The 25,043-nt window shown below is 47.7% G+C and carries 26 protein-coding genes; 12 read left to right on the top strand and 14 right to left on the bottom strand.

Features of this window, described 5'->3' with window-relative positions; translation table 11 throughout:
- Positions 1-19: 19 nt before the first annotated feature.
- From B2Q61_RS00785 to B2Q61_RS00760, 6 genes are all read left to right on the top strand, one after another.
- Complete coding sequence (locus tag B2Q61_RS00785) at positions 20-610, top strand: aminodeoxychorismate/anthranilate synthase component II (protein WP_290616745.1); 591 nt, start codon at positions 20-22, stop codon at positions 608-610.
- Complete coding sequence (trpD, locus tag B2Q61_RS00780; protein ID WP_290616746.1) at positions 607-1,671, top strand: anthranilate phosphoribosyltransferase; 1,065 nt, start codon at positions 607-609, stop codon at positions 1,669-1,671. Before B2Q61_RS00785 ends, trpD begins: the two co-directional genes overlap by 4 nt.
- Positions 1,664-3,154 (top strand): bifunctional indole-3-glycerol-phosphate synthase TrpC/phosphoribosylanthranilate isomerase TrpF, encoded by a 1,491-nt coding sequence (gene trpCF / locus B2Q61_RS00775; protein ID WP_290616747.1) that lies wholly within the window; start codon positions 1,664-1,666, stop codon positions 3,152-3,154. The genes trpD and trpCF overlap by 8 nt, the downstream gene beginning before the upstream one ends.
- Positions 3,151-4,377 carry a tryptophan synthase subunit beta gene (gene trpB, locus B2Q61_RS00770; RefSeq protein WP_290616748.1) on the top strand — a complete coding sequence of 409 codons (1,227 nt, stop codon included), beginning with the start codon at positions 3,151-3,153 and terminating at the stop codon, positions 4,375-4,377. Before trpCF ends, trpB begins: the two co-directional genes overlap by 4 nt.
- Positions 4,378-5,178 carry a tryptophan synthase subunit alpha gene (gene trpA, locus B2Q61_RS00765; protein ID WP_290616749.1) on the top strand — a complete coding sequence of 267 codons (801 nt, stop codon included), beginning with the start codon at positions 4,378-4,380 and terminating at the stop codon, positions 5,176-5,178.
- Positions 5,179-5,340: 162 nt separating this feature from the next.
- Positions 5,341-5,820 carry an FKBP-type peptidyl-prolyl cis-trans isomerase gene (locus B2Q61_RS00760; RefSeq protein WP_290616750.1) on the top strand — a complete coding sequence of 160 codons (480 nt, stop codon included), beginning with the start codon at positions 5,341-5,343 and terminating at the stop codon, positions 5,818-5,820.
- Positions 5,821-5,846: 26 nt separating this feature from the next.
- On the opposite strand, the gene B2Q61_RS00755 is transcribed toward B2Q61_RS00760, so the two are convergent.
- Entirely contained in the window at positions 5,847-6,974 is a 1,128-nt protein-coding gene (locus B2Q61_RS00755; protein WP_290616751.1) for a PQQ-dependent sugar dehydrogenase, read from the bottom strand.
- Entirely contained in the window at positions 6,967-7,434 is a 468-nt protein-coding gene (locus B2Q61_RS00750; RefSeq protein WP_290616752.1) for a hypothetical protein, read from the bottom strand. The genes B2Q61_RS00755 and B2Q61_RS00750 overlap by 8 nt, the downstream gene beginning before the upstream one ends.
- A gap of 158 nt (positions 7,435-7,592) precedes the next feature.
- Between B2Q61_RS00750 and hemH the strand changes: the two genes are divergently transcribed.
- A complete protein-coding gene (gene hemH, locus B2Q61_RS00745; protein ID WP_290616753.1) occupies positions 7,593-8,678 on the top strand; it encodes a ferrochelatase in 1,086 nt (361 codons plus the stop codon).
- A gap of 9 nt (positions 8,679-8,687) precedes the next feature.
- On the top strand, positions 8,688-11,756 hold the full coding sequence (locus B2Q61_RS00740; RefSeq protein ID WP_290616754.1) for a transglycosylase domain-containing protein: 3,069 nt from the start codon (positions 8,688-8,690) through the stop codon (positions 11,754-11,756).
- Here B2Q61_RS00740 and B2Q61_RS00735 read toward each other — a convergent pair.
- Together B2Q61_RS00735 and B2Q61_RS00730 are read right to left on the bottom strand one after the other, a co-directional pair.
- Positions 11,753-12,730: a GGDEF domain-containing protein gene (locus tag B2Q61_RS00735; RefSeq protein ID WP_290616755.1), complete on the bottom strand. Its 978-nt coding sequence runs from the start codon at positions 12,728-12,730 to the stop codon at positions 11,753-11,755. The two genes, B2Q61_RS00740 and B2Q61_RS00735, sit on opposite strands and share 4 nt — an antisense overlap.
- A gap of 154 nt (positions 12,731-12,884) precedes the next feature.
- Entirely contained in the window at positions 12,885-13,487 is a 603-nt protein-coding gene (locus B2Q61_RS00730) for an HAD family hydrolase (protein ID WP_290616756.1), read from the bottom strand.
- Positions 13,488-13,707: 220 nt separating this feature from the next.
- On the opposite strand from B2Q61_RS00730, the gene B2Q61_RS00725 reads away from it, so the two are divergent.
- The gene (locus tag B2Q61_RS00725; protein WP_290616757.1) at positions 13,708-14,418 is read left to right on the top strand and encodes a YebC/PmpR family DNA-binding transcriptional regulator; all 711 of its coding nucleotides are present in this window, start codon (positions 13,708-13,710) and stop codon (positions 14,416-14,418) included.
- 55 nt (positions 14,419-14,473) lie between these two features.
- On the opposite strand, the gene B2Q61_RS00720 is transcribed toward B2Q61_RS00725, so the two are convergent.
- A complete protein-coding gene (locus B2Q61_RS00720; RefSeq protein WP_290616758.1) occupies positions 14,474-14,863 on the bottom strand; it encodes a cytochrome b562 in 390 nt (129 codons plus the stop codon).
- 78 nt (positions 14,864-14,941) lie between these two features.
- Here B2Q61_RS00720 and B2Q61_RS00715 point away from each other — a divergent pair, with 78 nt between their 5' ends.
- Complete coding sequence (locus tag B2Q61_RS00715; RefSeq protein WP_290616759.1) at positions 14,942-16,192, top strand: dipeptidase; 1,251 nt, start codon at positions 14,942-14,944, stop codon at positions 16,190-16,192.
- A 45-nt stretch (positions 16,193-16,237) separates the two neighbouring features.
- Here B2Q61_RS00715 and B2Q61_RS00710 read toward each other — a convergent pair whose 3' ends face one another.
- The 7 genes from B2Q61_RS00710 to B2Q61_RS00680 all read right to left on the bottom strand — a co-directional run bounded on the left by B2Q61_RS00710 (position 16,238) and on the right by B2Q61_RS00680 (position 21,048).
- Entirely contained in the window at positions 16,238-16,945 is a 708-nt protein-coding gene (locus B2Q61_RS00710; RefSeq protein WP_290616760.1) for a DUF445 domain-containing protein, read from the bottom strand.
- Positions 16,946-17,054: 109 nt separating this feature from the next.
- On the bottom strand, positions 17,055-17,243 hold the full coding sequence (locus B2Q61_RS00705) for a hypothetical protein (protein WP_290616761.1): 189 nt from the start codon (positions 17,241-17,243) through the stop codon (positions 17,055-17,057).
- 250 nt (positions 17,244-17,493) lie between these two features.
- A complete protein-coding gene (bdpA, locus tag B2Q61_RS00700; RefSeq protein ID WP_290616763.1) occupies positions 17,494-18,987 on the bottom strand; it encodes a BAR domain-like protein A BdpA in 1,494 nt (497 codons plus the stop codon).
- A gap of 106 nt (positions 18,988-19,093) precedes the next feature.
- Positions 19,094-19,381 (bottom strand): ferritin-like domain-containing protein, encoded by a 288-nt coding sequence (locus tag B2Q61_RS00695; protein WP_290616765.1) that lies wholly within the window; start codon positions 19,379-19,381, stop codon positions 19,094-19,096.
- Between the two features lie 260 nt (positions 19,382-19,641).
- Positions 19,642-20,250, bottom strand: coding sequence for a hypothetical protein (locus tag B2Q61_RS00690; protein WP_290616767.1), 609 nt, complete (start codon positions 20,248-20,250; stop codon positions 19,642-19,644).
- A gap of 2 nt (positions 20,251-20,252) precedes the next feature.
- Positions 20,253-20,624 (bottom strand): hypothetical protein, encoded by a 372-nt coding sequence (locus B2Q61_RS00685; protein ID WP_290616769.1) that lies wholly within the window; start codon positions 20,622-20,624, stop codon positions 20,253-20,255.
- A gap of 70 nt (positions 20,625-20,694) precedes the next feature.
- Entirely contained in the window at positions 20,695-21,048 is a 354-nt protein-coding gene (locus tag B2Q61_RS00680; RefSeq protein ID WP_290616771.1) for a hypothetical protein, read from the bottom strand.
- 120 nt (positions 21,049-21,168) lie between these two features.
- Between B2Q61_RS00680 and B2Q61_RS00675 the strand changes: the two genes are divergently transcribed.
- Both B2Q61_RS00675 and B2Q61_RS00670 read left to right on the top strand, forming a co-directional pair.
- Positions 21,169-21,699, top strand: a complete 531-nt coding sequence (locus tag B2Q61_RS00675) for a hypothetical protein (RefSeq protein ID WP_290616773.1) — start codon at positions 21,169-21,171, stop codon at positions 21,697-21,699.
- The gene (locus tag B2Q61_RS00670) at positions 21,696-21,947 is read left to right on the top strand and encodes a hypothetical protein (RefSeq protein WP_290616775.1); all 252 of its coding nucleotides are present in this window, start codon (positions 21,696-21,698) and stop codon (positions 21,945-21,947) included. The genes B2Q61_RS00675 and B2Q61_RS00670 overlap by 4 nt, the downstream gene beginning before the upstream one ends.
- 464 nt (positions 21,948-22,411) lie before the next feature.
- Here the strand turns inward: B2Q61_RS00670 and B2Q61_RS00665 are convergent, their stop codons facing one another.
- Together B2Q61_RS00665 and B2Q61_RS00660 are read right to left on the bottom strand one after the other, a co-directional pair.
- Complete coding sequence (locus B2Q61_RS00665) at positions 22,412-23,314, bottom strand: hypothetical protein (RefSeq protein WP_290616777.1); 903 nt, start codon at positions 23,312-23,314, stop codon at positions 22,412-22,414.
- A gap of 136 nt (positions 23,315-23,450) precedes the next feature.
- Positions 23,451-25,040, bottom strand: a complete 1,590-nt coding sequence (locus tag B2Q61_RS00660; protein WP_290616779.1) for an RNA-directed DNA polymerase — start codon at positions 25,038-25,040, stop codon at positions 23,451-23,453.
- Between the last annotated feature and the right edge of the window lie 3 nt (positions 25,041-25,043).

Genomic DNA, 25,043 nt, shown 5'->3' with positions numbered 1-25,043 from the left:
CAAGGAGCAGCAGAGCATTATGACCACCCTGTATTTACTAGACAATATCGACTCCTTTACCTACAACCTGGTTGATGAGTTTGCCCAGTTGGGTTATGCAATCAAGCTATACCGTAATACGGTGCCTGCAGACTACATTTTTGAAAAAATGCAGCAGGAAACCGGCCCGGCACTGCTGGTACTTTCGCCAGGTCCAGGCGCACCAGCGGATGCCGGCTCTATGCCCGCGCTGTTAAAACGGGTCGCGGGTATGTATCCGGTACTGGGGATTTGTCTCGGCCATCAGGCCATCACCGAACATTATGGCGGCATTGTCGGCCGTGCCGGCGAAACCGTACATGGCAAAACTGCCAGTATTCATGTTGCGCCGCACCCTGTGTTTACCGGCCTGCCCAATCCGTTTTCCGTAGCACGCTATCACTCACTGATGGCAACGGAATTACCTAATGCGCTGACGTGTATTGGGATGGACCGGCATATTCCTATGGCCATTATCCATGAGCAACAACGTATGCTGGGTTTTCAGTTTCATCCGGAGTCTATCCTGACCACTCTGGGCAAACCTTTATTGCAACAAAGTATCCGTTATTTATTAAGGAGTGATACATGAGCAGCCAACCACACTCAACGCTGCCAACCGATGAGCAGCAACAGCAGGCCGATTTGCTAAAACTGGTGCAACAGGCACTTAGCGGCCAACCGTTAAGCCAGAGCCAGAGCTCAAGCTTCTTTACCGCTGTCGTCTCAGGTGAAGTAACGCCGGTTCTGTTAACTGCGCTATTGGTTGCGCTGAAAATGCGCGGCGAAACTGCCGCCGAAATCGCTGGCGCGGCCAAAGCCCTGCGCCAGGCCGCGCTGCCATTCCCGGGAAAAATAGCGGGCAGTATTGATTGCTGTGGTACTGGTGGCGATGGCAGCAATACCATAAACATCTCGACCACGGCAGCGATTGTTGGTGCCTGTATGGGCTTGCCGGTGATTAAACATGGCAATCGTAGTGTGTCATCCAGCTCTGGCTCAGCTGATCTGCTGGAGCAGCTGGGTATTAATATCCAGCAATCGCCACAACAGGCAGCCCATACCCTGCAACACAGCAACTGCAGCTTTTTATTTGCGCCGATGTACCATGCCGGTATTAAGCACGCGATGCCAGTACGTCAGGCATTAAAAAGCCGTACGCTGTTTAACTTGCTGGGGCCGCTGGTGAACCCGGCAGCACCTGATTTTCAGTTGCTGGGGGTGTATGATCCTGCCCTGTGCCGGGTCATGGCCGAAGCCTTACAGCAATTAGGCACCCAAACCGCATGGGTGGTGCATGGCAGTGGTTGTGATGAAATAGCGCTGCATGGCAAAACTTATGTCTGTCAGCTTAAAGACGGTGAAATAACCGAGTTTAATCTCAGTCCTGACGATTTTGGTTTAACTGAAAAACCATTAAGCACTCTGGCCGGAGGTGCTCCTGCTGACAATGCTGCTGCAACAGTGGCAATTTTAAACGGTAGCGGTCAACCCGCCCATAACGAGGCAGTGGCGATGAATGTCGCAGCCATGCTGAAAATCGCCGGGCTTGGCGATAATCTTATTACGAATACCCGGGCAGTGCTCGAATGCCTGGCCGCAGGTAAAGCAATGCAAACCTTGCAAACATTCAGGGAGTTGAGCCATGGCTGAACAGCTAATTAGCGAACCGTCGACCAGCGACCAGTTAACCGGCGTACTGGCCAAAATTATTGAGCATAAAAAAGCAGAAGTAGCAGGCTTGCAACTGGCTACGCCGCTTGAGCAATTTATTGAGCAGGTGGTACCGAGCAATAATGACTTCTTAGCAGCACTACAGCAACCTGGCAGCCGTTTTATTCTCGAGTGTAAAAAAGCGTCGCCGTCAAAAGGATTAATCAGGCAACATTTTGATTTAGCTGAAATTAGCCAGGTATACAATCAATTCGCAGATTGCATATCAGTACTTACCGATGAACATTTTTTTCAAGGTAGTTATCAGAATCTGGCGAAAATGCGACAACTCAGTGATAAGCCACTACTGCATAAAGACTTTATCATTGAGCCTTATCAGATATATCTGGGCCGTTTGTATGGTGCCGACGCGGTATTACTAATGTTGTCGGTGTTAACTGATGCGGTATACCAGTCATTGGCACAACTTGCTGCCAAGCTTAATATGACAGTGCTGACTGAAGTAAGCAATGAAGCGGAAACCCGTCGGGCCGTGGCGCTCGGCGCTAACTTAATTGGCATTAATAATCGTAACCTGCGTGACCTTAGCACTAATCTTGATACCAGCTTTAAGCTGGCAGCACTGATCCCGGATGACGTTACCGTGGTATCAGAGTCGGGTATTTATACTAATCAGCAAGTTCGTTATTTGCAGCCGGTTGCAGACGCATTTTTAGTTGGCAGTTCGCTGATGGCTGAAGCGAATTTAGCTTCCGCCGCCCGTAAGCTTATTGTCGGCGAGCATAAAGTATGTGGTTTGACCCGACCAGAAGATGTTAAAGCCGCTTATGCGGCAGGAGCCTATTATGGCGGTCTCATCTTTGCCCCGGTATCAAAGCGCTACATTAGTCCCGAGCGCGCCAGCGAGCTGGTTCAGGCGGCACCACTAAACTTTGTGGGAGTATTTGTTGATGCGCCGGTCAGCGATATTGCCACCATAGCGCAACAGCTTAAGTTACATGCCGTACAGTTGCATGGCAGCGAAACGGATCAGGATATTAAGGCGTTGCGATCCGCCTTACCGGTTGGCTGTCAGATTTGGAAAGCCTACCGGGTGGCTGACACTTTGCCAGAGTTTACCAAACTGGCAGACCGGCTGTTGCTGGATAGCTATCATCCGGCAGCTCACGGTGGCAGTGGCCAGGTATTTAACTGGCAGCTGGTCCAGCAACCGTTGGAAAAGCTGACGGTGTTGCCGGTGATGCTGGCCGGCGGTCTTAACCCCGACAACGTGAGCCAGGCGCTGGCGTTGCCCGTGGCAGGCCTTGATCTGAATTCAGGCCTGGAAAGTGCACCGGGTATAAAAGACAGTACTAAAATACAAGCGGCGTTTAGCGCGATAAGCGCGTTCCAGTGCCGGAGCGCCCTATCTTCTGAGCAAACAAATCATTCTAAGCAGACAGAGCAGAGAGTAGTATTATGAGCGAGCTTAAATTAAACCCCTATTTTGGCCAGTATGGCGGCATGTTTGTGCCACAGCTTCTGGTGCCTGCGCTAAAGCAATTGGAACAAGCCTTTGTTGATGCGCTGCAGGATCCGGCTTTTGACGCTGAATTTCAGCAGCTGCTAACCGAATATGCCGGCCGGCCTACTCCGCTGACCCTATGCCGTAATTTATCACCTAACCCCCTGGTGAAGATTTATATGAAAAGGGAAGATTTATTACATGGCGGCGCCCATAAAACCAATCAGGTGCTTGGCCAGGCGCTGCTGACCAAGCGGATGGGTAAAAAAGAAGTGATTGCTGAAACCGGTGCCGGCCAGCATGGCGTTGCCACCGCGTTGGCATGCGCACTGCTGGGCTTAAAGTGTCGGATTTATATGGGTGCAAAAGATATTGAGCGCCAGCAACCCAATGTGTTCCGGATGAAACTGATGGGCGCAACCGTTATTCCGGTAACCGCTGGCTCAGGCACCTTAAAAGACGCAGTAAATGAGGCCATGCGTGACTGGTCAGCCAGTTACGATACCAGCCACTATATGCTGGGTACCGCGGCCGGTCCGCACCCCTTCCCAACCATAGTGCGTGAATTTCAAAAGATGATTGGCGAAGAATCTAAACAACAAATTTTAAAAGCCGAAGGTAAATTACCCGATGCCGTTATTGCCTGTGTCGGTGGCGGTTCAAACGCCATTGGTATTTTTGCCGACTTTATTAAAGAAGACGGGGTAAGGCTGATTGGCGTTGAACCGGGCGGTAAAGGCATTAATACTCATCAGCATGGCGCGGCGTTAAGTACTGGCAGCTACGGCATTTTACATGGCGCTTATACCGCCATTATGCAAACCAGCGATGGTCAGATTGAAGAATCATACTCTGTTTCTGCCGGCCTCGATTATCCGGCAGTGGGTCCGCAACACACCCATTTACAGCAAACCGGCCGGGCCGAATATGTTGCAATAAACGATGATGAAGCGCTAGCTGCCTTCCAGCATTTAGCCAAAGCGGAAGGGATCATTCCGGCGCTGGAGAGCTCCCATGCGCTGGCCCATGCCCTGAAAATGGCCGCAGAGGCTACAGAACCCATGGTGTTGTTAGTTAATTTATCCGGCCGTGGCGATAAAGACTTAAGCCACGTGCATAGCATTCTGGCAGAACAGGCGTCAGCAGACGAGCAGAGCAGCAATAAAGAAGGAGCGCACTAAATGCAACGTTATCAACAGATGTTTGCCAGACTTGCAGAGCAACAGCGCGGCGCTTTTGTGCCCTTCGTTACCGTTGGCGACCCGGGCCCGGAGCTGTCGTTTGAGATCATCAAAACCCTGATCGATGGCGGCGCCGATGCGCTGGAGCTGGGCATTCCGTTCTCTGATCCGATAGCCGATGGCCCAACTATTCAGAACGCCAATTTGCGGGCGATGAAAGCCGGCGTTACGCCGGGTATCAGCTTTGAGATTATCCGTAAAATCCGGGAGTACAATGCCGATATCCCTATTGGTTTATTGCTGTATTCTAATCTGGTAATGGCCCGGGGTTTAGATACCTTTTACAGTCAGGCAGCCGCTGCCGGGGTCGACTCAGTGCTAATCGCTGATGTGCCGCTACACGAGAGTAAAATGTTTCGCCAGGCGGCCATGGCACACGATATTGCTCCCATTTATATCGTGCCACCTAATGTTGATGACGATGACCTGCGTGCTATTGCCTCTTATGGTCGCGGCTATACTTACCTGCTTAGCCGCGCCGGGGTAACGGGAGCCGAAACGAAAGCCGCCATGCCAACCGCCGAGTTAATTGCAAGGATTAAAGCTTATAATCCGGCGCCGCCGTTGCTGGGCTTTGGTATTTCAACCCCGGCTCAGGTTACCGATGCCATCGCAAGCGGTGCGGCCGGTGCCATTTGTGGCTCGGCTATTGTGAAAATTCTGGAACAAAATCTGGAGCAGCCCGCCACGCTGCTACGTGAGTTGAAAACCTTTATTGAGCAAATGAAAGCTGCCAGCTAGCCATGAGTTACGTGCCCGGCAATTCATGAGCTGCACGCACTTGCCCCGCTGCCTGGTGTTACTCCGGACACCGCAGCGGGGAATTTCCACCAGATACTTCGGTTTTAGCAGCTAAGTCGTTATAATGGCGCTCTTACTCCACTTATTAAAAAGAATACCGCAATGAATATCAGCGAAAACGCCGTAGTCCAGTTTCACTATTCCTTAAGCGATGAAACCGGCGAGCTGGAAAGCTCTAACGGCAGTGCCCCCTTACTTTATATGCATGGTCAGCAGCAAATGCTGCCTAAGTTAGAAGCGGCCTTAGAAGGTAAAACCGCTGGCGACACTCTGGAGCTGACTCTGGCACCGGCCGACGCGTATGGCGAAGTAAAAACCAATGCGATTCAGGACATTCAGGTAAAATATCTGCATGGCGCCAAAAAATGGAAACCGGGCATGAAAGCCTGGATCCAGACCGAAGAAGGCCAGCGCCAGGTTACGGTGGTAAAAGTAGGCATGTTCAAAGCACAGATTGATGTCAACCACCCGCTGGCTGGCAAAACCCTGACCTTTAAAGTTGAAATTCTGAATGTCCGTCCGGCCACTGCCGAAGAAATAGCCCATGGCCATGCCCATGGCGAAGGTGGTCATCAGCATTAATAATCCGCTATAGTACGCCTGAGCGCCTATTGCGGGCTCAGGCGTAATAGCTGACCGTTTGCACTGTCGGTTAGCAGATACAAGGCACCATCTGGCCCGCTGCGGACATCCCGTAACCTGTCGTTACGTTCGGTCAGCAATATGTGCTCGGCCACCACCTTACCCTCTTTTAATTGCAACCGGTGTAACGCCCTACCGGCCAGTGCGGTAATAAATAAATCCCCTTGCCAGTCCGGAAAAAGCTCTCCCTGATACAAGGTCATGCCGGCAGGTGCTATGGAAGGGCTCCAGTGCCAGATAGGCTCGAGCATGCCTGGGTACTGTCGAAAAGGTGACACTCTGGCACCCGTATAATCAATACCCCGGGTAGCCACCGGCCAGCCATAATTTTTACCCGGCTGGATAATATTCAGCTCATCACCACCTCGTGGGCCATGCTCATGGCTGTACACATTTTTTGTTGCATTATCCCAGACGATACCCTGCACATTGCGATGACCCATACTGTAGATTTCGCCGGCAACACCTGCCTGGCCGACAAACGGATTGTCAGCCGGGATAGCGCCATCACGCTGCAGCCGGATTATTTTCCCCAAATGGTTAGCAGGGTTTTGCGCCTGCTCCCGATAATCAAAGCCATCGCCCAGGGTTAGTAACACGCTGCCATCAGGCAGTTGCAGCATGCGCCCGCCATAATGAGCCGCCCCCTGGCGATAAGGTTTGGCGATAAAAATCTGTTGAATATCCGTTAACTGGCCCTGCTGCCAGCGGGCTGACGCCAGGCAAACCGTATTGGCCTTAGCATCACCGCACACATAACTGAGTAGCAGCTGCTGGTTTTGCTGAAACGCCGCCGGCAGCAATACTTCCAGTAAACCGCCCTGCGCCGCTACGTATAAACCCGGTAGTGCCGGTGCTGTCGCAGCTAATAGCGCCCCGTCAGCAGATAACTGCTTTAACTTACCGGTGCGCTCAGTCACTAAATAACTGCCGTCTGCCATAAAAGCCAGCGACCAGGGGTAGTTAAGTTCCTCCGCCACGGTTGTTACCTGATAGGGCAAAGCCAGCGCTTTTTTCGATAGCAGGGTGGTCGATAACAATGTGGCCGATAGCATCATGACCCAAAGCATCCAATCTTTAATTGATTTATCCATTTGCTGCCTCGCTGTTGCGCGTTAAACTGACATATATTGCGGCGCCAGCAGCAGCGCATAAGGCCAAGGCCACGCTACCGGCAACACTGCGACTGGCCGCAATTAAGGTTGGCATCGGTGCCAGCATGTTGATTAAACTCAGTGCCAGCAACAGCGCCAGCATCGTGATAACCACGGCCAACCACAATGCATTTATGTTGATAAGCGGCTGCAACAAGCGAACAGCAATGAGCGACAGCAACAGCACCGGAGCCAGAATAACCAACATGATTGGAGCAAACGACTGCAAATCAAACCAAACCGTATAAAGCCAGTCACCAAACGGTAACTGATCGACCAGTGCAGCTATCGCGACTAAATTAAACTGGCTTTGCATCACGCTGCTAAGTGCGGCTGCGATGATCAGCGCTATGATAAAGGCCAGTACTTTACGAGTAAAAGTCGGTTGTGCAGTATTCATAATTTGTCTGTGTCAGGACATTAATTCAGTACCATAACACGTTTTTCAATACTTTTAATTATCTGAAACTGCTACCATCACCACTGTATTAACCAAACCAATCTGTTGTCTGTTGCGTATCGCCAGACTCTTTATTTCAGCATGTGAAAGTGACCATTATGGCTTTTATTAACAACCCGAATTACCAGCACAGCAGTCCGGATAAAATCGGGGTGCTCCTCACCAATCTGGGTACGCCAGATGCACCGACACCAAAAGCATTAAGACGGTATTTAAAACAGTTTTTATCCGATCCCAGAGTAGTAGAAGTACCACGCCTGCTCTGGTGGTTTATCTTAAACGGCGTTATTTTGCGGATCCGGCCCCGGCGCTCAGCTAAAGCCTATGCCACCGTTTTTACCGAGCAAGGCTCGCCATTACTGTTTCATACCAGAGCGCAGGCTGACGCTATAGCCAACGAGTTTGCCAAAGATGGCAGAAACGATGTCGTGGTTGATTTCGCCATGCGCTATGGCAACCCCTCATTCAGCTCAGTGCTGGACAAGATGTTTGCAAAGGGCGTACGTAAAATTCTGGTTTTGCCATTATACCCGCAATATTCAGCGTCAACCTCAGGGTCGACCTTTGATGAACTCGCTAACGATTTTACCCGACGCCGCTGGCTGCCGGACTTGCGCTTTATCTCGCACTATCATGATAATACCGGTTTTATTGCCGCTTGTGCCGAGCGAATCAAAGATCATTGGGCAGAACATGGCCGCAGCGACAAACTGATGTTTTCTTACCATGGCATTCCAAAACGCTATTTATTAAACGGCGACCCCTACCACTGTGAATGTTATAAAACCTCCCGCTTGATAGCAGAAGCGCTGGGGCTGGCTAAAGAAGAGTATATGACTACCTTTCAGTCGCGTTTTGGCCGCGAAGAATGGTTAAAACCTTATACCGATGAAACCTTAAAAGCATTACCCGCTCAAGGCGTTAAATCGGTGCAGATATTTTGCCCTGGTTTTGCTGCAGATTGCCTGGAAACCATTGAAGAAATTGGCGAAGAAAATCACGAATACTTTATGGACGCAGGCGGCGAACAATACCAGTACATCAGCGCGTTAAACGACCGGCCAACACATATAGCGGCACTTTATCAGTTAATTAACCAGAATTTACAGGGTTGGCAGTTAACTGCCGATCCAGAGCGGGCACATCGTGCCGCCGCTCTGCAGCAAGAAAAATACGGAGACTAACCTGCCAGTATGAGTAAACCACGGGGCCAATCTACCAGAATTGAACCGACACTTAATGCCGAGCCGCCACTCAACAACATGACGTTCGACAATGTACGCGAAGCGCCGCACATTATGCCGCAGCGTCCGCCCGTGCGGTATTGGCCCCGGCTACTAGTGCTGCTGGTGCTGCTAATCGCCCTGGCATTATATCAGGAAAGTCGTAACCATTTTTACCAATCGACATTCTGGCACTGGTACGCGGCTAAGCTGACGTACCAGGTGCAGCCGGGCGCGGCGTCACACATTGTATTTCCGGCAGCCGGGCCATTCGATCAGCGTTTTGGTTACACTCAGTTGCCGCAATGGAGCGATAAACTACAGCGCTCAGGCTTTGCTATTGCCGCACAAAGCCAGTTTTCCGACAGTCTGCGACACTATACCGACTATGGTTTTTCACCACCTTATGCAGAAAAAAACCAGGCTGGTTTACGTATTCAGGGTTGCCAGCTGGAACCCCTATACCAGCACAAGGCACCGGCTTTTCAGTTTGACAGTGCCCAGAATATTGCGCCGTTGCTGGTGCAAAGTCTGTTATTCATTGAAGACCGGACCTTGCTGACACCGGATCATTTTCATGCAAACCCGGTAATAAACTTGCCCCGGCTTGGTATGGCAATCTGGTCGCAGCTGCAGCGGGCAGTCGGGATCCCGGCCAATGCTGCTGGCGGCAGCACCCTGGCAACCCAACTGGAAAAATACCGCCACAGCCCCCAGGGGTTTACCTCAGGTATTGCCGACAAAGCCCGTCAGCTGGTATCCGCCAGCGTCAGGGTATATCAGCATAGCGTTGATACCCGCCAGAGCCGGCAAAAAATCGTGTTGGACTACATCAATACTGTGCCGTTAGCGGCGACAGCGGCTTATGGTGAAGTTAATGGTATGGGCGAAGGCCTGTATGCCTGGTTTGGAGCAGATCCGATCCGGGTCAACCGGCTATTAACACAGGGAGCGCCATACACTGATGAGCAGGCGCTGGCACTTAAGCAGATAATGGCACTTATCATTGCCCAGCGCCGACCATCCTATTATCTGCTGCAGGGCCGCCAGGATCTGGAACAGCTGATAAACAATCATCTGCGGCTGATGCAGCAGCAAGGTGTGCTGCCAGCCACTCTGGCGAGTAAAGCGCTCGGTCAACCACTACGTTTTGCTGGAAAACCGGCAGCGGCCGCATCGCAGGGTGAAGATTTTAAAGCCGTTACCATGGTGCGCTCCCGCCTTAGTCAACTGCTTGAGCAAAACCTGTATCAACTGGACCGGCTTGATTTAAGCAGCCAGACCACGCTACATAATCAGTTACAGCGTGATATCAGTCGTCATTTACGCCAACTCAACACCGTTGCTGCTGCTGAACAAGCCGGGCTGTTTGCAGAGCGCTTACTGCAACCAGAACAGCAAGCTAAAGTTAAATACAGTTTTACCCTGTATCAGGCCACCGATAACGGCAATAAAGTACGGGTCCAGACAGACACAACTAACCAGCCCTTTGACATGAATGATGCCAGTAAACTGGAGTTAGGCTCTACCGCGAAACTGCGGGTACTGATTAGTTATCTGGAGATTATTGCAGAGCTTCATCGCCTGTATGGCGAGGAGCATACTGATACCCTGCAGTTTATTCCGATTGCACCTGAAGATAATCTGACCGCCTGGGCCGTATCTTACCTGATCGATAACCCCGCCGCCGGGCTTGATACCATGCTGCAGGCGGCAATAGAGCGGCGCTATAGCGCGGATCCCAAAGAGAGTTTTTATACCGGCAGTGGTTTACATACGTTTAATAACTTCCGTAAAGAAGAAAATGGGTTAAATCCGAGCATCGCCCAGGCGCTGCAGCAATCGATCAATCTGCCGTTCGTCCGCTTGCTGCAGGATATCGTCAATTACAGTATTTATCATGGCGAAAACAGCAGTTATCAGCTACTGGCTGACGATAATAATCCGCGCCGTGATGAGTATCTGCGCCGCTTTGCCGACCGCGAAGGCACCACTTTTATTCGCCGCTTCTGGCAGAAGTACAGTGATAAAACCGCCGGGCAGCGGTTGCAACTGTATATTGCCAGCAGTCGGCAGACCCCGGAACGGCTGGGGGCGGCTTATTTATATATGCAGCCTGACGCCACGCCAGAACAATTTATCAGCTTGATGCAGCAGCAGTTTGGGAGCACCGGCTCAGATAATGACTGGCTGAAACTGTATGATAAATATCAGCCAAAGGCGTTTAATTTGCCAGACCGGGCCTATTTATCCCGCAGCCACCCGCTGGAGTTGTGGTTACTGGCTTACTTGAACCGTACACCGGACGCAACGCAACAAATGGCCGTTACGGCTAGCAGCAACACAAGACAGGAAGTATATCAGTGGTTGTTTAAAACCCGTTTTCGCAGCGCCCGGGATAATCGCATCCGCACTATGCTGGAAATAGAAGCATTCTGGGATCTGCATCAGCGCTGGCAACGTTTGGGTTATCCGTTTGATTATTTAGTCCCCTCCCTGGCCACCGCGCTGGGCAGTTCGGGGGACAGACCCACGGCACTGGCTGAGTTACTCGGTATTGTTATTAATAACGGCAAACGGGCGCCGACAATCCGTATTGATGAGCTGACTTTTGCCACGAATACCCCATATCACACAGAATTCAGGCGCCAACCGTCGCAAGCACAACAGGTGTTAGCCCCTGAAGTGGCAGCAGCCGTAAAAGCGGCCTTGCAACAGGTGGTAAGTGATGGAACCGGCCGACGTTTAAACAATAGCTATGACAGCGCCACTGTGGTTATCGGCGGTAAAACCGGTACGGGGGATAACCGCATGGTACAGCTCAATGCCAAAGGGCAGCAGATCAGTTCCAAAGCCTTAAACCGGACAGCGACCTTTGTTTTTTATCTTGGAGATCAACATTTTGGGGTGCTAACCGCATATGTACCGGATGCTGACAGCGAACAATTTAGCTTCACTTCTGCCCTGCCATTACAGGTAATGAACAGTATGGCACCTATTTTGCGGCCGTACCTGGCCAGCGAAAACTGGTGTAACTAGCCAGTAATAACCTTATTTCGCCCCAGATTTTTAGCCTGGTATAACGCCATATCTGCCCGGTGTAACCAGGCTTCCCAGTCTTCATCAGCTTGTAACATGGCCACGCCTATTGACACAGTAACGTGTTGTCCGCCGGGTAATACCAGTTTTTGTTCAACCCCGGCGCGCAGTTTTTCTGCCAACTTATCCAAATCAGCTGAGCCAATATCCGTCACCAACACCACAAACTCTTCGCCACCAAACCGGAATACGATATCGTGCTGTCGCACCATATTTTTCAGGATCGGTACCAGTTCCATCAACACGTTGTCACCGGTTTTGTGCCCAAAGTTATCGTTAATGTGTTTAAAATAATCCAGATCAAGCAACATTAAACCAAATTGCGCACCATTCCTTTTGTACTGACTAATGGCAGCAATCAACGCTTCATCTAAGGTTCTGCGGTTTGCGGCCCCGGTCAGGCTATCAGTTGTAGCCAGCGTTCGCAGCGCTTCGCGCTGGGTCAGGGTACGGTAAGCAAAAAGATAAGCAAACAAACTGGTAATGAAACAGGTTACGGTAAATGAAATCAACTGAAAGCTACTGGCAAAAATCTGCCCCGGATTAAATAATGCGAAACCGACCAGCACAGATAACGACAGCAACAACAGTACTAACGCTTTGATAGGTGACACCAGAAAAAAAATAAACACAATAAAAGGATACAGCCAGAATAAACCATCACTCCCCAGCTTAATGCATACCACCGTCACGCCAATACAAAATACCACCGCCATAAAAAAACCAGGGCCCTTGGTATTGTCTGTTCGCCAGGCATAAATGACACTGCAAATACTAACCAGCACCATAACAAGATCCGCAATACCGACGACAATATTGCCACTTAGCAACCGGTAAATTCCATACGGCGTCAGAAATACTATAATTATCAGCCCAACCAGGCTTATCATTGCCAGATAAAAATTGCTTTTCAACCGTGCCTGCAAACGTATCTACCCTGATTATTTTATAATTATGGCGCTAATATAGGGTCTATGGGGGCCAAAATGCAACTAAATAGCGCGATAAAGCAGCGTTGGGCGCGCAGTACCCGCCCCAGGCACCACAGTACCAGAACGGTACAATATATTACGAATGCCCGCTTAACTTGCTGACCAGCGCAGGTAACTGATTAAAGTGGCTGATATGAAAGTCGGCCTGGCTGACAAACTGCTGATTAGCCCCATTAAGATAAAGACACGAGAGGCTACCGGCATTGGCAGCGACTTGTAAATCGAATAAATAGTCACCAACGTATAATATTTCGGCACAGCTTAATTGCAATTGCTTGGCAATTAACTGCAAGCCGGCAGGATCAGGCTTGGCTGCGCAATCCTCCCGGGTTAATACCAGACTGATTGGGATCTGCAAGCGTTCGATAACCCGCTGGGTAGCAGCGCGCATATTGCGGGTTAAAATAGCCAGCGGCCAGCCCTGTTCGGTTAATTGCTGCAGACTCTCCAGTGCGCCCGGGATCCAGCTGGCTGCGTCTGCTCCTGCCAGTTCATGTTGATGAATAATCTGCTCGACCCGTGATTTTTCTGTCAGGCAACTGACGGTTGCCAGTTGCTCTAACAGCGGCGTACCGGCAGGCCAGCCGATATCGTTGCATATAGCAGCAAAATCGAGCCGGGAATCAACCAGGGTGCCGTCCAGATCAAACACCACTGCTTTAATTGGAGTTACTGCCATATTTCTCTGCCTGCTGTCTAATAATTGTCGTAATCATTGCCGTCGCGAGTTGCCCGATGTTAAACGTAAATGTTGGCCATTTAGTTTGGTACTCAGGCGTATATTTAAACCGCGTAAAAATTGAATCGCGGATTAGCCTGCTTAAGCTTGCTATAAAAGCCTGCAATTGGCTAGACTAGCGCCCTGTTCGATTTACTACTTAGATTACAGGAGCGCGACGATGGGCGCACAATGGAAAGCCAAACATAAACAAGACGCGGCGAACGCCAAAGGCCGTATTTTTACCAAGCTGGCAAAAGAAATTGCGGTTGCCGCGCGTAATGGCGCCGATCCGGATATGAACTCCAAATTACGCTCTGCCATTGAAACCGCGAAAAAAGCCTCGATGCCTAAAGATACCCTGGAGCGGGCCATCAAAAAGGGCGCCGGTTTACTGGATGGCCCGGCCAACTATGAAACAGTGGTCTATGAAGGTTTTGCCCCCCATCAGGTACCCGTTATTGTTGAGTGTTTAACGGACAATAAAAACCGCAGTGCGCAAAGTATTCGCCAATTATTCCGCAAAGGTCAGCTCGCCACGTCAGGTGCGGTATCATGGGATTTTAAACATCTGGGGCAGATTGAAGCAGAAGCCAGCAGCGCTGATGCCGATATCGAACTGGCGGCAATCGAAGCCGGAGCTCAGGATTTCGAAACGAATGATGACGCCGACGAAAATGAAGTGGTGTTTTTAACCGAAGCAACCGACTTAGACATGGTGGCCAAGGCCCTGCCGGAGTTTGGCTATAACGTGCTAACCGCCAAACTGGTATACCGTGCCAACAACCCGGTAAGTTTAAACGATGAGCAACGTGCTGAAGTAGAAGCCTTTCTTGATGCCATTGATGCGGATGATGATGTGCAGAACGTCTACGTTGGTCTGGCCGGCTAAGTTAATGCCCACAGTCAAAAAAACCATCCGCCGGATGGTTTTTTTATGGCAGCCACTAACCAAATAATAATTGCCAGAAACTCACTTTACGTTGCTTATGATAATGTTTACGCAGCTGCTCTACTTCGGCCAGCGTCTGCTGCAGCTTAGCGTTGTCACCGGCAGCGGCGGCAAGTTGAGCACTTTGTAAAGTTAATTGCACTTTTCGCAGGCCCTCAAGGTAGAGTTGTGCTTTATCCTCAGGAAACTGCGCCCTTGTTGCCTGCTCAGTCAGCGTCTCAAGTTCACTGATATAATGCTGTGCCGCTTGCGGGCTGTCCGCTTCTCTGGCCTGTTTTAGTGCCAACCCCATGTTTTTCATCGTCGTTTCTAAATTAACCTTATTGTCTGCCACACTAACTAATGGCAACAATAAAAACAGACACAGGGCAAGCAGGCGTAACATAACATCAACTCCGGACTGGATTTTCAAGGCGCAGCATAGCATATTATGGCCAGCCGTTTTATTAACAAGGAACCAATAATGAAAACCCGCCTTTCGTTTCCGCTATCCATTCTGTGTAGCGCATTGCTTAGCACTGGATTAACCGCCTGCAGCAGCCAGGGCTCGTCAACTCCGCAGGCAGCTGGCTCTGCATTAACTACCGAGCAACTGGCGCGTCAGATAGCCCAGCAACGTATCATTGTCGATACCCATATCGACGTACCTTACCGCTTGCATAAAGACTGGGAAGATGTCAGTCAGGCCACCGACCGCGGCGAGTTTGATTACCCGCGTGCGCGTGCAGGCGGCTTAAATGCGCCCTTTATGTCCATTTACATTCCGGCATCGTACGAGCGCACGGGCGGGGGGTATCAGCTGGCCAACCAATTGATTGACGGCATGGAAGCTTTAGTTGGCCGGGCGCCTGCCAGGTTCGCCATGGCTTATAACACTGACGACGTGCTACAGCAGTTTGGTTCTGAAAAAATTTCGTTAGCGCTCGGCATGGAGAACGGCACGCCCATCGGTGGAGATCTGGCCAATTTACGTCATTTTTATCAGCGCGGCATTCGCTACATTACCCTGGCACACTCTGAGAGCAACCATATTTCTGATTCCAGTTACGATTTACGTCGCCGCTGGCAGGGCTTAAGCCCATTCGGTAAAGAGTTAGTGGTGGCGATGAATAATATCGGCATGATGATTGATATTTCACATGTATCCGATGATGCGTTTTATCAGGTTGTCAGCTTAAGCAAGGTGCCGGTGATTGCGTCCCACTCTTCGCTACGAAGCTATACCCCTGGTTTTGAGCGCAATATGGACGACGATATGCTCAGAGCATTAGCGAAAAATGGCGGTGTCGTCCAGATCAACTTTGGTTCTTCTTTTGTTACCGCCATGGCGAATCAGTATGGTGCCCTACGTAAAGCGGCAGCCAAGCGGGCCAACGTGGCGGATGATGATGCATTCGAAATAGCGTTTCGCAAGAAAAACCCCTATCCGTTTGCAACCTTAGATACCGTACTGGACCATATTGACCATGTGGTAAAACTGATAGGTATTGATTATGTTGGGATCGGTTCAGACTATGATGGCGTCGGAGATTCTCTGCCTGTTGGCTTAAAAGATGTGGCCAGTTATCCTAACCTGATCCAAGGTTTACTTGAGCGCGGTTACAGTGAAAACGATATTGATAAGATTTTATCTGGCAACCTATTGCGGGTATGGCGCGAAGTAGAAGCTTATGCCGCTACCCAAAAAGTAAACACTAACACCGCAGCACAATAAATAAAGCGTCAGCCAGTGCCACAACAGGCACTGGCAGCTTACTGCTCACGGGATAAAAGCCACCAGTAAGCCAATTACACCTCCGAATACCCCACCCCATACCACTAACCAGCCCAGGTGCTGGCGGATCATCTGCTGAATAATCTCTTTTACCAGCTCAGGCGTGAGCTCCTGCAGCCGTTGTTGGACAATGGTGTCTACCTGCCCCCGGATATTCTGTAGCTGCTCAGGTTGATCAAGCTGCGCCAGAACGAGCTGCTCAAACTCATCACTGCGGGATATGTCGGTCAGAGCATCTTTTAACCTGGCAATAAACGGCTCTTTTAGCGGCAATAGCGCCGCACTGCCGCCAAACATATTCAGCATGTTACCAAACGACGATTGCTCAACCACGTTTAGCAGGGAATCGAAGGCAGGAGATAAGTCGGTATTTTCTATAACAGGTTGAAAATCAAATGACGGACTGGCGGTCTGTTGTCTGTCGCTGATAAAACGTTCAATATTATCGCTACTGAAAAACTGGGTCATCACCAGCTGATAAATACCGGCTTTAAACTCAGCAAAGCGGGCCGGAATTACCCCGGAGCCGTATAACAGGGGTATTTTTTCAAACAACATATGCACGGCAAGCCAGTTAGTAAGCGCGCCAGATAAGGCAAACAAGCCCACACTCAGCAGCAGTGGTTGCTGCCAAAACCAGCCAGCAGCTACAATTAGCGCCGCGATACCATTGGTAATATAATTTTTATTCATGCCTGCTCTCATACAACCGGGGCTGGCCAGATCAGCGCCGCCGGATAAACCGTAAAACGCCGATTTTAAACACAGCCTCAGCTTCAGGCAAGTACAGCTTAACGACACATCAGTTATAGCCCAACACCGCACAATGCGCCGTGCCGGATTCGTCCTGAGCAGACCTTATGGTATCAGTCTTATTATCGTTCCATACCAGGCTTAATGCGGTGCGCTCTTGCCGGGTTAAGTCAACCGTATTATTCTGCGGATAAAAAAACGGGTGTTGCGGTACATCACTTTGTTTAGAAACACTCATAGCAAACTCCTGCACTGTCAATAAATAGCAGCAAAAAAATAGCGGCCAGCCAATAGCTGATAGTCAATACCTGATAAAGGTATCCCTCTAAAACCGCGAATACAGGCTAAGCTTAGGTCGCCCAAACTGAGCTTAAGCTGAATTGTGAAATAAAATTGGTTTTGTCAGTACTTTATTGTCACATTTATACCGGAGTAGCTGTCTCGTCATTAACACGCATTTGTACCCCGCACGCCTGGTGCTTACAATCTTACAAATAGGCCCGGTTAAATGACTCTTTTGACTGCTGCAAATAACCCCGGGCCTTCAGGGCGTGATTTTCCCAGATGTGTTTATCAGCAGGATCGGAGAACGGGTTCTGACTGGGATTCACTGAACGCTCAAAGCGATCATAGTAGGTCAGCACCGCTGAGGTGATTTGATTAAACTGATCTTTATAACTTTGAGTTTGTTCCAGTTGTTCTGATGTTTTCAGAATATAACGAATAAGCTCGGTATTATTGCCTTCGTTCAGGTAACTATTGGCTGTTAGGGTAATATTACCAGCCACGTCGTCCATCAGCTTTTTGCGGGCCATCTCGTCCTTGCTCAAGGCCCGGCTTACGGTTTCCTGCGAACGAGCCATACTGGCGTGTTGCAACGTCGCTCGTAGCTGTTTATCCAGCTCACGGCGAAAATTATCAACACTCTTCTGAATATTAATCAGTTCATTATCTAAAGCCGCTACCTGGGTCAGTTCTTTTTCCAGCTCGGCTAAAAAACGCTCAGCATCCTGATAAATTTTCAGGCCATTGTGTTCAGCGAATTTTCGATCGGCCCGGCTTAAACCGGCGTCATTGTAGTTACTTTTATCAAAACTCGAGGCAAGAAACGACTTAAACGGCTCGGCAAAGGCAGAGTAAGCACCGGCACTAACCACATTTAAACTGGCCGTAACCAGGTCACCAAAGGGCTTTAGCATCGAATTCAGCCGTGCTTGTTGCAATGGCGTTGAAACACGTCTGGCATCGGTGACAATACTACGAAAGCTGGCATAAGCCATCGGGTTAGACATTCGGTTGCGCTCAGAGCCCGCCAATGCCAGGGCAATACCGGAATGTAACGCATTGGCATATTCCAGGTATTGTCGTTGCAAATCCAGCTGAGCAGCATAGTTTACGCCCAGAGTGCGGAATGACTCCGCCTGCACTGCAATATTTTGATCTTGGCGTAATTTGTCCAGGATCCCACTGACAATGCGCTGTTCATTTTTCTGTAACGCCGTAGCCAGCAAAATGCGCTCTACCATCACATCGTCAAGATCCAAGGTACCGCTGAGCACTTCGATATCAAGTCGCAGGTAGCGTTTGGCAGGCTCATCTATCGATACCCGATGTGCTTTAAAACTGACATCCCCTCCCAAATGTTCTATCAGGGCAATTGGCTGCCACAGCGCATTCACTGAGGGCAAATCGGATACCATTACATGAATACGATACGAGGTTGTAGCAGTTTCAGGCCGCAGCCATAGCTCCAGCACGCCCATCTCGCCAATCGCCTCTTTGCTGAACATTACACTGTTGCCAGGCTTGCACCGCAAAGACATCTCGCCAGAACGCGGCACCCCAAGCAAGGCCCGGCAATCACCTAACTGGCGCCACTGTTCACCATCACTGGTTTCAAAGCCATCACTGAACACAACAGCAGCCTGGGCAGAAACAGCAGGCAACCACGCAGCAAGCAACCACGCAACGACATTACGCATGCACACTCCGAAAAGCAAAAGGTGAAAAACCACCGGATGGCGGTTTTTGGCAGTTTCGCTAGTTTACCAGCCGTCCCCGGATAAGCGGAAGAGGGCTGAGCAAGGATTATTTGTGCGCGATAGGTTTATCGGTAAATAAATAGTCTTTTAATTGTTTGTCAAAGTGCGGATCTTTTCGCCTAATCCATTCCAGCACCATGGCGGCGTGCTCTTTCTCCTCATCCCGGTTATGAATAAGAATCTTTTTCAGATTTTCATCCTTACAGGCGTCAACCCGCTGGTTATACCAATCAACCGCTTCCAGCTCTTCCATTAATGAAGTGATAGCCCGGTGCATGTCGCGCGTTTCGGCACTAAGTTCTGCTATAGGTTCGTGATAGCCTTCATTTGCCATAAATATCCCCACTGGTAGTACATTAAAAATCTTAGTGTAGATGACAGCAATGCGACCCGCCTGCATGCTTGCAGCTAAATGTTACTTTTAATCCTGAAAACGTCTCTTAAATAACAGGCGTATTACGTTTGTCATCATTCAGCGCTAGATTGGTGTGGTTCAGCAGAGGAGTTTCTATGTCTGAATTGAAAGGCTTGTTTGATGCTGTAACGGGTCGAACGTCAAAACAAAGTTTGTAACGGCAGCCAAAACCCACTCTGTTATTCAGCTTTTTGTACGACTAGATTTTGCTCTATTTTATTTTCAAACGCTGTAATTCGATCTATCAATTGCTGTAATTTTCCTTCAATTCCATTTAGATCTTTTTCACCGTTCTCTGCGTCTATCTCTAGCGCACTAACTCTTTCCATGGTTTGCTCAAAATGTGCTAAGGATATTTTTAACTCTTTAATAGTACTAGACATATCTGCAACCTGGTCAGTCATCTCGATAATATCTTTACGATTGTTAGTGCTCTTCACATATGCTGTTAGCCAAAGCTCATCAATTTCCTCTTTGCTCATTTGACTTACAGTTCTCACATCCATATTTAATTTATCTAAGATCTCATCTCTCAACTCAATCATTTCATTAAACGCTTTCTTCTGTACATCGAGTTGCGTATACATATTGCTTGTTATATTTTCTGTTTTTATCTCAAAATCCTCAAACTTAGCTTCATATCTACTTTTCAGAGAATCCATCAGCAACGCTACGGTAAAAAACCCAAAAATAGTTAGAAGTGACAAGCCAACTATTAATATTTTAAGGTGTCTTTTATCACGTTCCTGGACCCTATTTAATTCATTCGCGAGCGTTTCTTTATCCATAATCATTTTCCAGATGGTATTAACGTTTTAATTTTTTCAATAGGAAAATCTTTGATACAACACGTGCTACTTAAAGCCTTCTCTGCGGCTATAAGTCCCCCTTGCGACAGTCTTACCTTTATTAAATCACAACCATTCATACAGGAATGAATGCGAATAATTACAAAAACTCCGACCAATAACACTGAAACAATGAAACCAGAAATGGAGACTGCAAGCGAACCAACAAAACTATGATCATCGTAACTAGTTAAAATAATTACTAGAAATAAAGCTGCTACAACAACCATTGAAACAACTAAAATCAACATGGTTTTGGCCAGTTGTTCTTGCCTATAGATTATGTTGTTCAAATATTCTTCCAGCTTTTCCAAAATGAATACTCCAAAGAAGATTAAACATTTTTACTTTAAGCAGCACAGACTTTAGCTAAAGCACATATACCTATTTCAGGTACCACCTTGCTTCGTTCTGAATATAGTTCATGTTTCGGAAGTTGCTAGCATTGCCAGTGAAATTTTTACTGCCTGAAAAGCAGCAACTGAATACCGCTATTACAGAAGGGTGATTAAACTTTGCTTCGATAATTGCTACTGGGATATTAGGTTTGTAACAAAGAAGATAGTCAGCGCGCTTACATTTACCAAGGGTGGTTAGATTGCCTTTGACATAAATACGTGCATCCGTAAAACCGACCTCTCCACGGACTTGTTTACGCATGTCCCGTCCCGCATTTACAAGTGCCGGGCTAATAAACTTGGCGCATATATCGCGCTCACTCAGGCTTTTTTTATTCATGTGTACACATATCTGTATGATGATTAGCTATTATTTGCTAACCATTGTGCTTAAGTTTCTACTTGCTCGGCGGCCCCTTAAAAGTTACTATTTTTTAACTTTAAATTACAAGGATGCAATATGAAGCAGCCAAGCCACCAGTTAGCCGATAGTACTTATGCTCAGTTAAGGGAGCAAAGCCGCGCGCAGGCAGTATCAAAGATGCCTTTACGTTTACAGGAATCAGTAAAACTTGAAGATATTACTGGTAGAACCATAGCGCAATTATCGAGGTGGGATACCCACCCTAATCGGCGAGTAATGTGGTCCTGGCCGCAATGGACCAGCCGCTATGCCGCCATTTACCCTAAGCGTTTTGAGCTGGCGATTTGGTTTCATAGCATGTTGTGTAGCGCATCGTTGGGCCGGCCAACCTGGGGCGCAGGAAAACTGCGATTAGATATGATTGAATCTTCTCCGGAGAAAACGCCTCTAACAGGAAATACGGCGCAATTAACTGTAATCGCGGCAGAAGCCTATGCTATTAGCATAGGAGCGCAACAAGTCCGAATTATGAACCCGATTAATAATAAAGTGAGGTCACATTATGAGTCACTTGGCTATTTATACGTTGGTGGCAAAAGTGACTTTTGCACTAAGGACCTGATATGAAAAAGCGAACAGACAGACCAGAACCTGGTACACCAGAATTTGATAAATGGCTTGGCGACTATATCGCTAAACGTTTTAAAGAATTGGAGAGTGTTCCCGAGTTAGAAGATGAATTCGGTGTATTGTCCGGTAGCCTGGAAAGTATGACCAATACCGATGCCGAAGCTTTTCCCGATGAGCCGGAAGAATATATGCCGCATGAGCGGGTGAGGATAGTGGTAGATAATAGCAATAAAGAGGATAAGTAAGTTGGTCGAACTAAGGGTTCGAACCAAATCCTCGATCTCTGCCGCGTTAAAACAAAAGGCCCATGCAGTAGGCGTAATGTCGGGATTGCCAGCACCATCCATGGTGCTGGCCCTGCGGGCCGCACTGAAGTGCGTCCAAATTCGCTCCCGGCGAATTTGTCGAACCATAGGGTTCTCGTCAAGACCTCGTCTCGACGCTTAAATGAAAAAGGCCCACGCTTTTGGCGTGGGCCTTTTTCATTTAATTGGCGGAGAGAGAGGTCTCCCGACTGAAGCGTAACTCACTGAATCTAAATGTCGTTTTCTTTAAAAACGCCTACTTACCCGTTTTGCTACCCAGTTGTTTGCTTCGAGTTTTGCTTAGTGGTTCGAAAGCGACTTGAGAATATCAGAGGGGATTTCCTGATGCAACCATGGGTAATTATTTCGTTACCCAAGTGGGTAAATTAAGGCTAGTAGGTTCGTCAATCTCTATAACTATCACTCTTACTATAAAAAGTGTAGCTTCGCAGTGTCTCTTCAAATGATGGTACTTTAAAACGCTTTTTCGCTTCATCATAGGTAAAAAATCCTGGCTCAGAATTTCGTTTCCACTCAATTTTATTCACATAATCGGTAACAAAATCACCGCAAGCACTGATTTCAAATTGACTGATAAGTGAGTCACTTTTATCTCGTCTAACTGCGTTACGAACCAACCTGACACGAAGTGCTTCAGGACGTGGAGTAATATTGGTGCTGAACAAAACTGGTTTGACAGATGGCATCATACGGCTAGCACCATCGTCCGAAGACCAAAACATTCCTGTAATATCATCAAGCAAAAAACCAAGTTCTTCCTCGTAACGCATCACTCTTAGAAATTCAATTTTATGCGGTAAACGCCAGTTATTCTTCCGCTGTTCAAATTCTGAATCACGGGAGTCTTTAATAGCTCCTTCACTGAACTTCAAAATAGCTGAGCGCCAAGAACACCTTTCAAGTTCAGCATCACGCTTCCATTCTAATCCTGTTATTTCATCAATAACATATGTCTTACAGTCAGATAATTTGAACCGATTATCAGCCGTAATATTGTTGAAATATCTCTCTGATTTCCCCTGGCGAACAAGTCGAACAAAACCTCTGTCGTAATCAGCTGAACCTTCATAAGTAATACCCTTCTCTAAACTGGCATACCATGCAGCACCTTTTATAAAGCTACTATAATGCGATGACGTCCAAAATGTTTTTTCTAAAGAATTGAAAAAATTTTGAATTTCTTGCCAACCCGGATGTAATTCGTTTTTACCATAAATACGTTTTTTACCAAATAGCTGTTCAAACTCTTCCACAAAAGGCAAACGCCATTCATTAATGATTAACATTCCTTTTCACATTTAATCAATGGACTGCAATAGCCCTATCTTCAATTCATTACTTATAAAGAATTTTTTCTGAATGCAGTACTGAATCGAAATCTTCTGCCGACTTGTTCATCGTGGTATTTCAAATACCTGTTATTTAATAATTAACTTGATCATCGTATGGTCTAAATGAAGGTGTTATTGGCAGTTCATCATCATCCCAACTATCACGCTGCCGGTAAAAAAACACATTATTAGATTTTAAAAAGGCAAAGCTGGCATCTTTTTCAACATAATCAAGATCCTTTTTTGGCTTCAGCCAACCTTTTAAGCTTGCTTCATAAGCAAGTAACCACTGATCGCCATATAGCGATTCGGTATTTAAGTATTCTTCCCAGACGGCTTTTTTTAACGGTATTTCTACTAGTCCTTGCTGTTCACAATCCAAAGCTAACAACGCAATACAAGAATCCCGGCAAGCAGAGACTTTGTTACATGCCTCTTGACTAATTTCAATTTGAAGTGCCAAACATCCCCATAGCGAGTTTGCTACTTCACTTGAATGCCGAAGTTCGGCATGCTCAATAATTAACTTATTCAGCAAAAACGCCATTTCTTCTTTGAGTACATCTGGGTGCTTATGCTTACGAAGAAGGAGTTGCTCAAGCACAAATGGTAAACAAGCAGGTTCAGGTGCCACGCAAAGCATTAAAAGTCTTTGAAATAATTCCCAGTTTTCTTCGTGTAGTTGAATTGATCTCAGACACGATATAGCCCACTGCATAACAGCATCATTCAGGTATTGGTTATGTAACTCAAATGCTAACGAGAAATATGCCTCTAAATCAGCAGCCTGACCACTAGCACTAGAACGAAATTGAAACCGTCGTAATTCAGTAACCCAGTGCTCTTCAAGTCTGGCTGGCAGCGCAGTTATGTAAGTTTTCTTTGTATTTAGCGCTAATTCAAACTCTGCAAGGTTAGCATCAAGAATATGATAAGCACGTTCAGCTTCATCACGATTCATAAAACTAATTTCGTAATCATCAATGAATCTGTGCCCTTTTGTGTCAGGAAACTTTTTTGCCAGTTCACTATCTACACGGTGCATTAATAACTCTGCAATGACTAACGAAGTATCAGGGCCAATTGGTATCCCAACAGTTTGCCCATCTTGTCCTTGCCGAACCAAGTAATCAAGCTTGTTACCTAAGCTATCCAGCCGTCGATTAATCTTAGCAATTTTTTTTCCGTGCAACGCCCATGGAATCGAGTGGGTATAAATACTGTGATAAAACCTGCTGATATCAGTTGTTAAAATATAACGTGCGCCAATTCGATTCTTCCTAGCTAATTCGGCCCTAGCGTTTTGAGGATATTTACCATTAATAGCTCGGCCATCTTTTTTAAATTCAGGCTCAGTGGCAGCAAATTTTGAACCTGAAACAAGAGGTTTGATCTCTGCCCAATGGCTTACTAGTTCACGTGCCAATAAATAAAACAAGATAGGGTTACAGATACTCAATTGACGGCGTTGTAAGCCCCCTCTAGCTAATGAATAAAAGACCTCTTTAGCAACTGGAATACGGGATTCTTTAACAATCGGCTTGCCAAAATGACCAAGGAAAGTAGACGATCCAAACAAAATAGACCAAGAATACATCACTTCTGCAAAAGGTGTTGTTGTAAACGGTCTTGGTAATTCTTTCGGGAAATACCCACGCTCTAAAAGTCCTTTTAATTCCATTTT

The sequence above is a fragment of the Arsukibacterium sp. UBA5043 genome, from assembly GCA_002415085.1.
In the GTDB taxonomy this organism is placed as follows: Bacteria; Pseudomonadota; Gammaproteobacteria; order Enterobacterales; family Alteromonadaceae; genus Alishewanella.
This window is presented reverse-complemented; position numbering and strand designations above follow the sequence as displayed.

What these genes read in the sequence shown, in the direction of transcription:
- bdpA (WP_290616763.1), bottom strand. Translation starts at nt 18,987, where the DNA reads ATGCGTAATGTCGTTGCGTGGTTGCTTGCTGCGTGGTTGCCTGCTGTT.
- B2Q61_RS00730 (WP_290616756.1), bottom strand. Translation starts at nt 13,487, where the DNA reads ATGGCAGTAACTCCAATTAAAGCAGTGGTGTTTGATCTGGACGGCACC.
- B2Q61_RS00670 (WP_290616775.1), top strand. Translation starts at nt 21,696, where the DNA reads ATGAAAAAGCGAACAGACAGACCAGAACCTGGTACACCAGAATTTGAT.
- trpD (WP_290616746.1), top strand. Translation starts at nt 607, where the DNA reads ATGAGCAGCCAACCACACTCAACGCTGCCAACCGATGAGCAGCAACAG.
- B2Q61_RS00785 (WP_290616745.1), top strand. Translation starts at nt 20, where the DNA reads ATGACCACCCTGTATTTACTAGACAATATCGACTCCTTTACCTACAAC.
- B2Q61_RS00690 (WP_290616767.1), bottom strand. Translation starts at nt 20,250, where the DNA reads ATGGATAAAGAAACGCTCGCGAATGAATTAAATAGGGTCCAGGAACGT.
- B2Q61_RS00720 (WP_290616758.1), bottom strand. Translation starts at nt 14,863, where the DNA reads ATGTTACGCCTGCTTGCCCTGTGTCTGTTTTTATTGTTGCCATTAGTT.
- B2Q61_RS00665 (WP_290616777.1), bottom strand. Translation starts at nt 23,314, where the DNA reads ATGTTAATCATTAATGAATGGCGTTTGCCTTTTGTGGAAGAGTTTGAA.
- trpB (WP_290616748.1), top strand. Translation starts at nt 3,151, where the DNA reads ATGAGCGAGCTTAAATTAAACCCCTATTTTGGCCAGTATGGCGGCATG.
- B2Q61_RS00755 (WP_290616751.1), bottom strand. Translation starts at nt 6,974, where the DNA reads ATGGATAAATCAATTAAAGATTGGATGCTTTGGGTCATGATGCTATCG.
- B2Q61_RS00725 (WP_290616757.1), top strand. Translation starts at nt 13,708, where the DNA reads ATGGGCGCACAATGGAAAGCCAAACATAAACAAGACGCGGCGAACGCC.
- B2Q61_RS00760 (WP_290616750.1), top strand. Translation starts at nt 5,341, where the DNA reads ATGAATATCAGCGAAAACGCCGTAGTCCAGTTTCACTATTCCTTAAGC.
- B2Q61_RS00740 (WP_290616754.1), top strand. Translation starts at nt 8,688, where the DNA reads ATGAGTAAACCACGGGGCCAATCTACCAGAATTGAACCGACACTTAAT.
- B2Q61_RS00680 (WP_290616771.1), bottom strand. Translation starts at nt 21,048, where the DNA reads ATGAATAAAAAAAGCCTGAGTGAGCGCGATATATGCGCCAAGTTTATT.
- B2Q61_RS00695 (WP_290616765.1), bottom strand. Translation starts at nt 19,381, where the DNA reads ATGGCAAATGAAGGCTATCACGAACCTATAGCAGAACTTAGTGCCGAA.
- hemH (WP_290616753.1), top strand. Translation starts at nt 7,593, where the DNA reads ATGGCTTTTATTAACAACCCGAATTACCAGCACAGCAGTCCGGATAAA.
- trpA (WP_290616749.1), top strand. Translation starts at nt 4,378, where the DNA reads ATGCAACGTTATCAACAGATGTTTGCCAGACTTGCAGAGCAACAGCGC.
- B2Q61_RS00750 (WP_290616752.1), bottom strand. Translation starts at nt 7,434, where the DNA reads ATGAATACTGCACAACCGACTTTTACTCGTAAAGTACTGGCCTTTATC.
- B2Q61_RS00710 (WP_290616760.1), bottom strand. Translation starts at nt 16,945, where the DNA reads ATGAATAAAAATTATATTACCAATGGTATCGCGGCGCTAATTGTAGCT.
- B2Q61_RS00705 (WP_290616761.1), bottom strand. Translation starts at nt 17,243, where the DNA reads ATGAGTGTTTCTAAACAAAGTGATGTACCGCAACACCCGTTTTTTTAT.
- B2Q61_RS00660 (WP_290616779.1), bottom strand. Translation starts at nt 25,040, where the DNA reads ATGGAATTAAAAGGACTTTTAGAGCGTGGGTATTTCCCGAAAGAATTA.
- trpCF (WP_290616747.1), top strand. Translation starts at nt 1,664, where the DNA reads ATGGCTGAACAGCTAATTAGCGAACCGTCGACCAGCGACCAGTTAACC.
- B2Q61_RS00715 (WP_290616759.1), top strand. Translation starts at nt 14,942, where the DNA reads ATGAAAACCCGCCTTTCGTTTCCGCTATCCATTCTGTGTAGCGCATTG.
- B2Q61_RS00675 (WP_290616773.1), top strand. Translation starts at nt 21,169, where the DNA reads ATGAAGCAGCCAAGCCACCAGTTAGCCGATAGTACTTATGCTCAGTTA.